Source organism: Halomonas sp. 707D4, assembly GCF_024158685.1.
In the GTDB taxonomy this organism is placed as follows: domain Bacteria; phylum Pseudomonadota; class Gammaproteobacteria; order Pseudomonadales; family Halomonadaceae; genus Vreelandella.
Window position 1 is genome coordinate 1 of the sequence record NZ_JAMZBD010000036.1, and the last position, 12284, is coordinate 12284.

Consider the following 12284-nt stretch of genomic DNA (forward strand, 5'->3'; position numbering starts at 1 on the left):
CCCGCACCCTTGCCGCCGGGCAAGCCCGCCTCGCCCGGTCAGCGCACCGCCAAGCCCGGCGGCAAGGGTGCGGGTAAACCTGCCGGCAAGAAGCGCGGGCTTGCCGGCAAGCCGCCCCGGGGCAAGCGCTAGCCGACATCGAAGCCACACGGGTGAACCGACGCTCCGGCCCGGTGTCCATAGGCGTGACACCAACGGATGGAGGGTCTATCGATGGCGAAGTCCGAGCTTCAGGATGCATTGATTCACACGCAGGATGGAACGCTGTTCGGCACGGTGGTCGACGCCAGTGCCGCCACCAAGGTCGAGGTGAAGCGCCCGGACGAAAGCCGCGTCTGGATCGAGCGCCACCACCTGGCCCCCGGCCATGACGGCTGGATACTCGACGAGCACTACGCGGTCTATTCCGCCGAGGAGCTGTCGCTGACCGAGAGCCAGGTCGACGAATCCGTGGAGGAGACCTTTCCCGCCAGCGACCCGCCTTCGTTCATGCCCGGCAGCGACGAGCCGAAGCGCTGAACGGCTTGTACCACGAACGCCAGAAGGCCGGTTGCCCGCAGGGCAACCGGCCTTTTTCGTGATAGCGCGGGCTCAGGCGAGCAGGAAGTTGCCGATCAGTTCGCGGCCGCCTTCGGTGGCAAACGACTCCGGATGGAACTGGATGCCGTGGATCGGGTAGTCGCGGTGTTTCACGCCCATCAGCTCGAACTCGCCGGCGGCCTGCCAGCGCTCGCGCTCGGCAAAGCTCGCCGCCGCAAGCCCGCCCACCGTGGCCGTTACTTCGAGACATTCCGGAAGCGAGGCCGCATCGGCGATCAGGGAGTGGTAGCGCATCACTTCGAGCTGGTCCGGCACGTTCCTGAATACCGATGCACCGCCATGGTTGATCGGGCTGATCTTGCCGTGCATCGGCAGCGGTGCCTTGATCACCTGGCCGCCGAACACGTGAACGATCCCCTGCATTCCCAGGCATACGCCGAGAAGCGGGGTGGTAGGGCCGAGTTTCTCGATCACCTCGGCGCAGACGCCGAAGTAGCGCGGATCATCCGGCGAGCCCGGCCCCGGCGAGATGATGATGCGATCCGCCGCCAGCGCCTTTATCTCGTCGAAAGCGAGCTCGTCGTTGCGCTTGACCAGGATCTCGAAGTGCGCAAGCGCCCCACGATGCTGCTCGGCGCTCAATATCTCGCCGATGAACTGGTAGAGGTTGTAGGTGAAGGAGTCGTAGTTGTCGATGATCAGCACTTTCATGCAAGGCTCTCCGTGTCCATGAAGGGGGCCAGCGCCTTGCGCGTGCCGGCGAACTTGCGGCGAATCTCCTCGTACTCGTCCTCGGCATTGGAGTCATAGACGTTGCCGCCGCAGGTCTGCACGTAGGCGTTCTCGCCGTTGACGAACACGGTGCGAATCGGGATCGCGAAGGTGCAGTCGCCGTTGAAGGAGAACTGGCCCACCGCGCCGCCGTAGGGCCCGCGCCCGTCGGTTTCAAGCGTATCGATGATCTTCATCGCCTCGATCTTGGGCGCGCCGGTCAGCGTGCCGGCGGGAAAGTTGCTGGCGAGCGCCGTGAACATGTCCTCGTTCTGGTCGATGATGCCGACGATCTCGCTGGAGATGTGCTGCACGTGGCTGAAGCGCTTGATGTCCATCAGGCTCCTCACCTTGACGGTACCGAAGCGTGCCACCCGGCCGATGTCGTTACGGTGCAGATCGACGATCATGTTGTGCTCGGCGATCTCTTTCGGGTCGTTCAATAGCGCCCGGGCAAGCTGGGTGTCTTCCTGAGGCGTCTTGCCCCGGGTGGTGGTGCCGGCGAGCGGAAAGGTCTCCATCTCGCCCTGGCGCAGGCGGAACAGAAGCTCCGGGCTTGCGCCGATCAGGCGCTGCTCGCCGAACTTCACGTAGTACATCTGCGGCGAGGGGTTGATGGTTCTGAGCTCGCCGTAGAGCGCCAGGGTGTCGCCTTCGATGCGAAAGCGCTTCTTGAAGCCCACCTCACACTGGAACACCTTGCCGTCGACAATATCCTGTTTCACCTTGGCCACGGCCTCGGCGTGCTGCTCGCGCGTCATGGTGTCGCCCAGCGCGGTGATCTTGAGCGCGCCGGGGGCGAGCCCGGGGGATTCGATCAGCCCCTGCAGGTACTCGAAGCGGCTGTCGTCGTAGTAGAAGTAGGTGACCTCACCGGTCATCTTGTCGAGAATCAGCCCATCCTTGTAGAGCCCGAAGCGGAAAGTGTCGAAGTCGTCGCTCGCCTTGAGCGACAGCGACGACTCGAAGTACTGCATGGCGTCGTAGCCCAGGTAGCCGGAAAGCCCGCCCGCGTACTTGCGCGAGATGATGTTCTGGGGCATCAGCGAGCGCAGAAGCTCGTAGGGGTTGGCGCTATCGTAGTGATGGACCTCGCCGTCGCGGTGTTCGATGGAGAGCGTCTGCCCGTTGGCGTAGAGCAGGTACTCCGGGTCGAAGCCGATGATCGAGTGGCGCGCCATGTGGCTGTCTTCACCGAGCGACTCGAGCATGTAGCAGTTGTCGAAGGCGCGCTCGATCTTCTGGAACAGCGCGAAAAAATCGCAGTCGGCGGCAAGCGTGACGTAGTGGGGCTTGCGCGGCAGGGTAAAGGGCTTGGGACCGGCGCTCATGAGAGATCCTTGTGGGTCGAATGGGGGTTGAACGCGCGGGCGCCGCGAGAGACCGTGGCGATGCCCACGCCCAGGGTCTCGGCGATCTTGCGCTGCGCCACGCCTTCGCTCAAAAGCTTGAAAATCTGTAGCCGTTTACCGATTTCCTGATACTCTGAAGGCGTTAGCAGGCTATCCAATGCGCTGTCCATATCGGCGGGCGAGTCCACCGCGAGCAGGTAGCGTACCAGCGCCGCTCTGTACTCCTCATCCCGGGTCGATTCGAGGGCTCGTGTTGCCATGCGCAGTGCGCCTCTTCAAGAATGTACTAGTGTACTAGTACATGATTTTTGGCGTTCGCTGTCAAGCGCTGCATCGATAACCCCGCTTTCAAGGACGAAACGCGACACAAGGGACGTCAATGACTCACTACTTCATTCAGGCCTTCATCTACCTGCTGGCGGCGGTCATCGCCGTGCCGCTCGCCAAGCGCTTCGGGCTCGGCTCGGTACTGGGTTATCTGGTCGCCGGCGTGGTGATCGGCCCCACGCTCGGGCTTGTGGGCCACGAAACCGACACTATCCAGCACTTTGCCGAGTTCGGCGTGGTGATGATGCTGTTTCTGGTCGGCATGGAGCTCGACCCCAAGAGCCTCTGGGCGATGCGCGTGCGCCTTCTGGGCCTGGGCGGGCTGCAGGTGACGCTCAGCGCCGCCGTCGGCGGGCTGATCGGCTGGGCGCTGGGTTTGGCCTGGCAGACTTCGCTTGCGGTGGGGCTGATTCTTTCGCTTTCGTCGACCGCCATCGTTCTGCAGACCCTGAACGAGAAGGGCCTGACCGGCACCGAGGGCGGGCGCAGCGCCTTTTCGATTCTGCTGTTTCAGGACATGGCGGTGATTCCCATTCTGGCGCTGATTCCGCTGCTGGCGCTCTCCGGCATCGACGCGGGGGCGGGCCAATCGGGCCACGACGTCGACCTGGTCTCGGGCCTGCCCGGCTGGGCTCACGCGCTGGTGGTGGTCGGCGCCATCGGGCTTGTGATCGGTGCAGGTTACTTTCTCGGGCCGTGGCTGTTTCACTTCGTGGTGGGCTCGGGGCTACGCGAGGTGTTCACCGCCTCCGCCCTGATGCTGGTGATCGGCATCGCTGCGCTGATGAGCCTGGTGAATCTGTCGCCGGCGCTCGGCGCCTTTCTGGCCGGCGTGGTGCTGGCCAACAGCGAGTTCAAGCACGAGCTCGAAGCCAATATCGAACCCTTCAAGGGGCTCTTGCTGGGGCTTTTCTTCATGACCGTGGGCGCCGGCATCGATTTCGACGTGCTGGCCAGCGAGTGGTGGGTCGTGGTACTGCTGGGGCTTGGTGTGATTGCCGTCAAGGCGGCGGTGCTGATCACGCTTGCCTTCGTCTTTGGCATCCGCGGCAGCAACGGCTGGCTTTTGACGCTCAGCCTGGCCCAGGCCGGCGAGTTCGGTTTCGTGCTGCTGACCTATAGCCGCCAGAACGGCGTGATCGGCGCGGAGCTCGCCGAGCTCTTGAGCCTGGTGGTCGCTTTCTCCATGTTCGTGACGCCGCTTCTGTTCATCGTCTTCGACAAGGTGGTGCTGCCGCGCTATCAGGTGGACAAGCAGACCCGCGAGGCGGACGAGTTCGACGAACAGTCGCCGGTGATCGTCGCCGGCGCCGGGCGTTTCGGGCAGATCGTCTGCCGGCTGCTGCGCGCCAGCAACGTGCCGCTGGTGGCGCTGGATCTCGAGCTCAACCAGATCGAGAACGCCCGGCGCATCAACATCAAGAGTTTCTTCGGCGATGCCAGCCGTTCGGATCTGCTCGACCGCGCCGGTATCGACAAGGCGCGGCTTTTGGTGGTGGCGATCGACGATCTCGAGCGCGCGGTGCAGATGGTGCAGCACGTCAAGCGTTTTCACCCGAGCGTCTGGGTGTTGGCTCGGGCGTTCGATCGCGGCCACGGCTATCGCCTGCGCGAGGCCGGCGCCGACGACGTGGTCAGCGAAACCTACCACTCGGCGCTGGAGCTCGGCAGCCACGCGCTCACCGCGCTTGGCACCCATCCGCTGCGCGCCAAGCAGATGGCCTGGACCTTCGTGCAGAACGAAGACCTGCATGACGCCGAGCTGTTCGAGGCCTGGAAGGAGATCGAAGGCGGCCAGCGCTTCAGCCGCCGCTACGGCGAGCTGTTCAGGCGTCTGGAAGAGGCGCTGAGCAACGCCATGGACGAGCAGAAAGGCGAGCCGCAGAAGGAGGACGTGCCGGTGTGGAGCGCGCCCATCGAGGAGAAGGCAAGCGTGTCAGAATATCGTCGGTGATGCGCTATCGCGAACCGGAGTCGCCATTATTTTGCTATCGAGCGCTACTCCTATCCTTGACCGCGCTGTTTTCGAGCGCGAATTTTGCCGCGAGCGTCTGGGCGATCTTTTTCACGAGTAATCGCGAGCGATGATTGATAGAGCGGTTTGGGTAGATGGCCACGACTTCAAGTGGTGCGGGTGGGTAGTCGAGTTCGAGCTCAACCAGGCGGCCTTCACCTATATGCTCTTCACAGAAAACTCGCGGAATGATGGCATAGCCAATGCCTTTGAGAGCGCCGGTTATAAGCATTCGGCTGCTGTCGACCTTGTAGCGAGACCCCACATTGACATGAAAGAGACGTTGTTTTGCGCCCATGAAGTGCCAAGGATTCTCTTTGAGCGCCAGGAGTGTCGAAATACACGGCAGCCGTTCTAGCGCCTTTATCGAACAGGGCGTGCCGTGCTTTTCGATCAAGTGGGGCGCGGCGACGACGACACTCTCCAGTCTGAGAAGTTTGCGCATGATCAGACTGCTGTCCTCGAAGTTACCCCGGTGGTAAGCGATGGAAACGTCGATATCGCGTCTGACCGGGTCCAGAGGCGCCATGCTGGTGATGCATTCGATCGAGACTCTGGGGTGTTCGATAGCGAATTCGGCGATGGCGGTGTCGAGCCATTGGGCGCCGAATTCCGACGGAACGGCGAGCGTTATCTTCCCCGCCAAGCTACCTTGCTCCGAGGTTATCTGGTTTTCCACTTCATCGAGCTGTTCAACGAGCGCTGCCGTCTTCGCGTAGATTCGCTTGCCCTCGTCGGTCAACCGAAGATAGCGAGTGCTGCGCAGCACAAGCTGCATGCCCAACTGCTCTTCGAACTGGGCAAGTTGCCTTGCCACCGTCGAGTTAGGCACGCCGAGCGCTTTGGAGGCGGCCAGGACAGAGCCTTGCTCGGCGACAACGATGAACACCTTCAAATGGTTCAGATTCATATTGCCAATTTCGGGAAGCTGTTTCCCGGAAGCTAATATTGTGCCCTGTCAAAGTCAACATTAGGGTTGATGATCATGAGGAATCGCTCATGAACATCGGCAGCCCAGCCTGGCTGCAACCTTGAGGGCACTATGGAAAAGATGATCGAAGTGGATCAAGTGGAAACGCGGGAGTGGCTGAGCGCCTTGGATTCCGTGGTGGACCGCGAAGGAGAAGATCGTGCGCGGTTTCTATTTCAAAGTCTGCAATCGCACTCTGAAAGGCGCGGTCTGAATATCGCCCGATCCTTCAACACCCCCCACGTCAATACGATCGCCACCGTGGACGAGCCGGATTACCCGGGCGATCTGGTCATCGAGAAAAGGCTACGCGCAGCCATTCGCTGGAACAGTATCGCCATGGTGGTACGCGCCAATGCAAGTGACAAGAGCATCGGTGGCCATTTGGCAAGCTACATGTCCAGCTGCACGCTTTATGAGGTAGGGTTCAACCACTTCTTCAAGGGGCCCTCGGAAGACTCCGAAGGCGATCTGGTCTATTTTCAGGGGCACATTTCGCCCGGCATCTACGCCAGAAGCTTTCTCGAAGGAAGGCTATCCGAATCGCAGCTGGATCGTTTTCGCCGGGAAGTGGGCGGCGGCGGTTTGCCTTCCTACCCGCACCCCTACCTCATGCCCGATTACTGGCAATTTTCGACAGTATCGATGGGGCTGGGGCCCATTCAGGCCATCTACCAGGCTCGCCTGATGAAGTATCTGGACAATCGTGGGCTCAAGCCATTGAACGACCGTAGGGTGTGGGCATTTCTGGGTGACGGCGAGTGCGATGAGGTCGAGACGCTGGGCGCCTTGAACCTGGCAAGCCGAGAGCGGCTCGATAATTTGATTTTCGTGATCAACTGCAACCTTCAGCGCCTCGATGGTCCCGTGCGTGGTAACCACCGGGTCATGGAGGAACTTGAAAGCTCGTTTCTGGGCAGCGGATGGAACGTCACCAAGGTCGTCTGGGGGGGAACCTGGGACGCGCTGCTTGAAAACGACCACGACGGCCTGTTGAAGAAGCTCATGAGTGAAACGGTCGACGGCGAGTACCAGAATTTCAAGGCGCAGGGCGGGGCTTACACGCGCGAGCGTTTCTTTGGCAAGTACCCGGCGCTACTCGAGCGCGTTGCACATCTATCGGATCACGACATCGAGAACATGGTGCGCGGCGGCCACGACCCGCGAAAAATATACGCCGCCTATCAAAATGCGGTCAAAAGCGCCAACGGGAACCCGACCGTGATTCTCGCCCATACCGTCAAGGGCTATGGTATGGGAAGCGAGCACGGCGAAGCCGACATGGAAGCGCACAACATCAAGACGATGGAGCCGGCCGGCCTCAAACGGCTTCGCGATCGCCTGGGAATTCCCGTCACCGACGAACAGCTCGAAAAAGGAATGCCCTATTATCGGCCAGGCGAAGATACCCCGGAAATGGCGTATCTTCATGCCCGGCGCCAACTTCTCGGCGGCTATCTACCCAGGCGTCGCATCGAGTACGAAACGCTCACCATTCCCGGACTGGGCGATAAGGTATTCACGAGTCAGCTCAAGGGGACGGGCGAACGCAAGGTGTCGTCGACCATGGCCTTCGTGCGCATATTGACAGGCCTGACCAAGCATCGAGAGCTGGGTGAGCGGGTGGTACCGATCATTCCCGACGAGGCACGCACCTTCGGCATGGAAGGCATGTTTCGTCAGCTGGGCATTTATGCGGCGAGCGGACAGAAGTACGAACCCGTCGATGCCGGCCAGATCATGTACTACCGGGAGGACATCAAGGGGCAGATCCTCGAGGAGGGCATCACTGAAGCTGGTGCGATGGCTTCCTGGATGGCGGCGGCCACTGCTCATGCCAATCACGACAAGATGCTGATTCCGTTCTATATCTACTACGCAATGTTCGGATTCCAACGTATCGGTGATCTCGCCTGGGCAGCCGGCGACATGCTGACACGCGGTTTCATGGTCGGTGGCACCGCCGGGCGTACCACCATCAACGGCGAAGGGCTCCAGCATCAGGACGGCCATAGCCATCTCATGGCGTCATCCATTCCCAACTGCCGAACCTACGACCCCACCTACGGCTACGAGATCGCCGTCATCATTCAGCACGGACTCAAGGAGATGTACGAACGCCATGAGGAGTGCTTCTACTATTTGACGATCATGAACGAGAACTATGCCCATCCGGCGATGCCCGAAGGTGCCGAGGAAGGCATCGTTCGGGGCATGTATCGGCTCAAGAAGGCCGAGAACTCTTCCAGCCCTCGGGTTCAGCTGCTGGGTTCGGGTACCATTTTGCGCGAGGCCGAAGCGGCCGCCGAACTGCTACTCGATTTTGGCGTGAGTGCGGATGTCTGGAGCGTCACCAGTTTCAACGAGCTGCGCCGCGAAGCGCTCGAGTACGACCGGCAGCGTTTTTTGAAGCCAAAAACCCAGCATGAGAAACCCTGGATCGCTCGGATGCTCGACGAGTGCGGCGGTCCCGTCATCGCGGCCACGGACTATATGAAGCTCTACGCCGATCAAGTGCGAGCCTGGGTGCCCGGAGATTATTACGTGCTGGGCACCGATGGCTTTGGGCGATCGGACAGCCGCGCCAAACTGCGCGCTTTCTTCGAGGTCGACCGCTACTACATTGCCTGGATGGCGCTCCATTCGCTCAGCGAGCAGGGCGAGATTGGTTTGGATCTGGTGGAAGAGGCGATGCAGCGCTTCGGTATCGATGCCGACAAGCTCTCGCCGTTGATCAGTTGATGTGACTTCAAGGCAGTTCAAGGGCGCTTCAAGGAGCGCCCGTTCAACGCAGCCTGACCAATAGGAGTTCGACCTTGAATAACGATAGCCGCCAAGCGCTCCGAAAGTGTGGCAAGAGCGAAGCTTTGCAAAAGAGCAGGTGCGAAAACCAGAAGGGGCGCCGCGTACACGCTACGCCCCTGGTGAAAATGTTGGCGCGTGAGCTGGGCGTGAATCTGGCCGATGTTACCCCGAGCGGGCCTGAAGGGCGCGTGCTGAAAAGGGATGTGTACGTGTTCGTTCGGCGTGTCATGGGCGAGCATGCCCGTTCGGTCGCTCGAAGGGGCGCTTGATCGAATGCACTAGAACGGCATATGAATTGATGCGCTCAGCTGATTGAGATGACTGAGCATGGGGTTGTCGATGCGCTCGTACTCCAGTCGGCTGACCAGGCGCTTGAGGGTCACAGTGGCGCCGAAGCCTTGCAGCATGGCGGTGCCGCCTTCGCTGCCGGTGGTGTCGCTCTGCCCACGCCACTCGGTGAGGCCGGACTTCGCATAGACACTGAAGGCGCCCATCCGAAGTCCGGCGACCAGTGCGCCGCCGAGGCTCAAGGTGTCCTGGATGAGCGGGGTCACGCTCGAGGAGGTGAAGACTTCCTCGCTTTCGCGGTAGGCGATTTCGGCGCCAATATCGAACTGGGTGGTGCGCCAGGGAGTGAAACCGGCGGTGAGACGAAAGCCCGAGGTGTAGCTTTCGATGCTGTCGAGGTTGCTGCCCTCGATCACCACGCCGTTGTCGAGCGCCAGCATTTCGCCTTCCTGCGTCGTGTAGGCCAGGGTGGGCAGCTCAGTGCTCAGGTAGATTGAATCATTGGCCAGGCTGCAAAACGATACCGTGATGCCGAGCACGCCGCAGAGAAGGGTGCTTGCCAAGCGCTGTGTTGGCATTGTTATGTCCTTTGTAAAAGCCAAGTCCCCCTCAAGACTAGCAACGCCCGCGGATTTCGACCACTTCAATCGCACGACGGGTCAAGTTTTCGAGCAGGTTCTCGCTCATTGCCTTGAAGCGCTCGCCGAACACCCAGTGGGGCGACAGCACCGGCGCCGATACGTCGCGCTCCTTGTCGCGCTGACGGGTGCGCCAGGCGCGGGCCGCGTCGCTCAGGTTCTCCACTTGCAACTGATCGAATCCACTGGCTTTCAGCTGGGTCAGCAGCGTCTCGAGCGACAGCAGGTGCGAGTGCTCGGCACAGGTTGCCCAGGGAACCGGGTAGCGCAGCGTCACGCCATCGCCTTGGGTCAGCTCGTGCAGCATCAGCTTGCCGCCGGGACGCAGTACGCGGTACGCCTGTTCGATCACGGCCCGTGGTTCCGGCATGTTCATCAGGCTGTGCTGGAAGATCACCGCATCGAAGCTATGGCGTCGAAAGGGCAGGCGGCGGGCGTCACCGGTGACCACGGCGTAGTCGTGGCGCGGCGCACAGAGACGTTTGATGCCCTCACTCAGTGCCCCGAAGCGGTGAGTGATGTCCAGCCCCGTCATCGTGAAGCCCCGCGAGGCGCCCAGGCGTACGAGCCCGCCGAGCCCCGCGCCGATATCCAGTACGCGCGGGTGCTCGGTAGGGTCGAGATGATCGAACAGTCGGTTGGACGCCGCTAGCCCGCCGATATGTAGTTGATCGAGCGGGGCGAGCTGGTAGGCGGTGGCGCCGTTCGGGTAGTGGCGCTTGATCTGCGCGAGCACCTCTTCGTCGCGAAGCGCTTGGTGATAGTGCTCTGTGAGCCCGCGCGAGATGCTCACGACAGCGTCGCTCGATCGAGCCCTAGCTCCTCGGTGGAGATCTCGCGCATCTTGAACTTCTGGATCTTGCCGGTCACCGTCATCGGGAATTCGTCGACGAACTTGAAGTAGCGCGGGATCTTGAAGTGGGTGATCTTGTCCTTACAGAACGCGCGCAGCGCCTCGTCGGTGATCTCGCCGGCGCTCGGGTCCAGGCGCACCCAGGCAATCAGCTCCTCGCCGTACTTCTCGTCGGGCACGCCGGTCACCTGTACATCCAACACGGCCGGGTGAGTGTAGAGAAACTCCTCGACCTCCTTGGGGTAGATGTTCTCGCCGCCGCGAATCACCATGTCCTTGATCCGCCCGACGATCGACAGATACCCCTCGTCGTCCATGATCGCAAGGTCGCCGGTGTGCATCCAGCCGGCGCTGTCGATGGCATCCTCTGTGGCCTGCTCGTTGTTCCAGTACCTGAGCATTACGCTGTAGCCGCGGGTGCAGAGCTCGCCGATCTCACCCCGGGGCAGCACGGCGCCGCTGCCGGGGTCGATGATCTTGCTCTCCAGGTGCGGCTGGGTGCGGCCCACGGTGGAGACGCGCTTGTCGATGGGATCGAAGGTGCCGGTCTGGGCGGAGACCGGGCTCGTCTCGGTCATGCCGTAGGCGATCTGCACGCCTTTCATGTTCATCTTCTCGATTACCTGCTTCATCACCGACGCCGGGCAGATCGAGCCCGCCATGATGCCGGTGCGCAGCCCCGAGAAGTCGGTCGCGGCGAAATCCGCGTGCTCGAGCTCGGCGAGAAACATGGTGGGCACGCCATAAAGCGCCGTGGCGCGCTGCTCGTGCACCGCCTTGAGCACCTGCCCGGCGTCGAAGCCTTCACTTGGGTAGATCATCGCCGCACCATGGGTCATGCAGCCCAGGTTGCCCATCACCATGCCGAAACAGTGGTAGAGCGGCACCGGAATCACCAGCCGGTCTTTTGATGTGAACCCCATGCTCTCGGCCACAAAAAAACCGTTATTGAGAATGTTGTGATGCGAAAGCGTGGCGCCCTTGGGAAAGCCGGTGGTACCGGAGGTGTACTGGATGTTGATCGGGTCGTCGAATTGAAGCGTGGCCTGAAGCGTCTCGAGCGTGCTCTGCTCGACCCGGTCCGCCTCACCGAGCATGTCCTGCCAGCGCCACATGCCCGGATGGCGCTCATCGCTCAGGTTCACCACGCACTCGAGCTGGGAGAGGCGCTGCGAGCGTAGCGCGCCGGGCTCGCACTCCTGAAGCTCCGGGGCGAGCTCATTGAGCATGGCGCGGTAGTCCGCACTCTTGAAGCGGTCGGCGCAGATCAGAAAGCGCGCGCCGGACTGGTTCAGGGCGTAGTCGAGCTCGCTGGTGCGGTAGGCCGGGTTGATGTTGACCAGAATCGCGCCGATCTTGGCGGTGGCGAACTGGGTCAGCGCCCACTCCGAGCAGTTGGGCGCCCAGATGCCGACGCGGTCGCCGCGCTGAACGCCGAGCGCCAGCAGCGCCCGGGCACAGCGATTGACCTCCTCGTGAAACTGGCGATAGCGCCAGTGCACGTTCTGATGCAGCACGATCAGCGCATCGTTGTCCGGGTACCGGGCGGCGATCTGGTCGAACTTGTCACCGATGGTCATCCCCAGCAGCGGCTTGTCGGCGACGCTGCTGGTGTAGCTGGGAAGCGTTGGCATCTTCGGCGCCATGGTATCTCTCCTGATTGTTGTTGTCGGATTTTACAGGTTCAGGTTTCTGGTATCAGCGCGAGCGCAGGGCCCTGGCGACC

11 protein-coding genes are annotated in these 12284 nt (G+C 61.6%); 4 read left to right on the forward strand and 7 right to left on the reverse strand.

What is annotated here, in order from left to right:
- Positions 1 to 213: 213 nt before the first annotated feature.
- The gene (locus tag BIS11_RS02935) at positions 214 to 519 is read left to right on the forward strand and encodes a hypothetical protein (protein WP_253421529.1); all 306 of its coding nucleotides are present in this window, start codon (positions 214 to 216) and stop codon (positions 517 to 519) included.
- 72 nt (positions 520 to 591) lie between these two features.
- Here the strand turns inward: BIS11_RS02935 and BIS11_RS02940 are convergent, their stop codons facing one another.
- From BIS11_RS02940 to BIS11_RS02950, 3 genes are read right to left on the reverse strand one after another with little or no spacing between them, the layout of a single operon-like run.
- Positions 592 to 1251, reverse strand: coding sequence for an aminodeoxychorismate/anthranilate synthase component II (locus tag BIS11_RS02940; protein WP_253421531.1), 660 nt, complete (start codon positions 1249 to 1251; stop codon positions 592 to 594).
- On the reverse strand, positions 1248 to 2642 hold the full coding sequence (locus BIS11_RS02945) for an anthranilate synthase component I family protein (RefSeq protein WP_253421533.1): 1395 nt from the start codon (positions 2640 to 2642) through the stop codon (positions 1248 to 1250). The genes BIS11_RS02940 and BIS11_RS02945 overlap by 4 nt, the downstream gene beginning before the upstream one ends.
- Positions 2639 to 2923, reverse strand: coding sequence for a Trp family transcriptional regulator (locus BIS11_RS02950; protein ID WP_253421535.1), 285 nt, complete (start codon positions 2921 to 2923; stop codon positions 2639 to 2641). Before BIS11_RS02950 ends, BIS11_RS02945 begins: the two co-directional genes overlap by 4 nt.
- Before the next feature lie 119 nt (positions 2924 to 3042).
- Here BIS11_RS02950 and BIS11_RS02955 point away from each other — a divergent pair, with 119 nt between their 5' ends.
- On the forward strand, positions 3043 to 4944 hold the full coding sequence (locus tag BIS11_RS02955; protein ID WP_253421538.1) for a monovalent cation:proton antiporter-2 (CPA2) family protein: 1902 nt from the start codon (positions 3043 to 3045) through the stop codon (positions 4942 to 4944).
- A gap of 34 nt (positions 4945 to 4978) precedes the next feature.
- Here the strand turns inward: BIS11_RS02955 and BIS11_RS02960 are convergent, their stop codons facing one another.
- Positions 4979 to 5914 carry a LysR family transcriptional regulator gene (locus BIS11_RS02960; protein WP_253421541.1) on the reverse strand — a complete coding sequence of 312 codons (936 nt, stop codon included), beginning with the start codon at positions 5912 to 5914 and terminating at the stop codon, positions 4979 to 4981.
- A 132-nt stretch (positions 5915 to 6046) separates the two neighbouring features.
- Between BIS11_RS02960 and aceE the strand changes: the two genes are divergently transcribed.
- Positions 6047 to 8716: a pyruvate dehydrogenase (acetyl-transferring), homodimeric type gene (gene aceE, locus BIS11_RS02965; protein ID WP_253421544.1), complete on the forward strand. Its 2670-nt coding sequence runs from the start codon at positions 6047 to 6049 to the stop codon at positions 8714 to 8716.
- Positions 8717 to 8841: 125 nt separating this feature from the next.
- Entirely contained in the window at positions 8842 to 9048 is a 207-nt protein-coding gene (locus BIS11_RS02970) for an E3 binding domain-containing protein (RefSeq protein ID WP_301282938.1), read from the forward strand.
- A gap of 9 nt (positions 9049 to 9057) precedes the next feature.
- Here BIS11_RS02970 and BIS11_RS02975 read toward each other — a convergent pair whose 3' ends face one another.
- From BIS11_RS02975 to BIS11_RS02985, 3 genes are read right to left on the reverse strand one after another with little or no spacing between them, the layout of a single operon-like run.
- Complete coding sequence (locus BIS11_RS02975; protein ID WP_253421547.1) at positions 9058 to 9645, reverse strand: hypothetical protein; 588 nt, start codon at positions 9643 to 9645, stop codon at positions 9058 to 9060.
- Between the two features lie 37 nt (positions 9646 to 9682).
- Positions 9683 to 10498 (reverse strand): class I SAM-dependent methyltransferase, encoded by an 816-nt coding sequence (locus BIS11_RS02980; RefSeq protein WP_253421550.1) that lies wholly within the window; start codon positions 10496 to 10498, stop codon positions 9683 to 9685.
- Positions 10495 to 12204 carry an AMP-binding protein gene (locus BIS11_RS02985; protein ID WP_253421553.1) on the reverse strand — a complete coding sequence of 570 codons (1710 nt, stop codon included), beginning with the start codon at positions 12202 to 12204 and terminating at the stop codon, positions 10495 to 10497. Before BIS11_RS02985 ends, BIS11_RS02980 begins: the two co-directional genes overlap by 4 nt.
- Between the last annotated feature and the right edge of the window lie 80 nt (positions 12205 to 12284).

Coding starts and splice junctions, on each gene's coding strand:
- BIS11_RS02950 (WP_253421535.1), bottom strand. CDS start 2,923: ATGGCAACACGAGCCCTCGAATCGACCCGGGATGAGGAGTACAGAGCG.
- BIS11_RS02955 (WP_253421538.1), top strand. CDS start 3,043: ATGACTCACTACTTCATTCAGGCCTTCATCTACCTGCTGGCGGCGGTC.
- BIS11_RS02975 (WP_253421547.1), bottom strand. CDS start 9,645: ATGCCAACACAGCGCTTGGCAAGCACCCTTCTCTGCGGCGTGCTCGGC.
- BIS11_RS02985 (WP_253421553.1), bottom strand. CDS start 12,204: ATGGCGCCGAAGATGCCAACGCTTCCCAGCTACACCAGCAGCGTCGCC.
- BIS11_RS02945 (WP_253421533.1), bottom strand. CDS start 2,642: ATGAGCGCCGGTCCCAAGCCCTTTACCCTGCCGCGCAAGCCCCACTAC.
- BIS11_RS02960 (WP_253421541.1), bottom strand. CDS start 5,914: ATGAATCTGAACCATTTGAAGGTGTTCATCGTTGTCGCCGAGCAAGGC.
- BIS11_RS02935 (WP_253421529.1), top strand. CDS start 214: ATGGCGAAGTCCGAGCTTCAGGATGCATTGATTCACACGCAGGATGGA.
- aceE (WP_253421544.1), top strand. CDS start 6,047: ATGGAAAAGATGATCGAAGTGGATCAAGTGGAAACGCGGGAGTGGCTG.
- BIS11_RS02940 (WP_253421531.1), bottom strand. CDS start 1,251: ATGAAAGTGCTGATCATCGACAACTACGACTCCTTCACCTACAACCTC.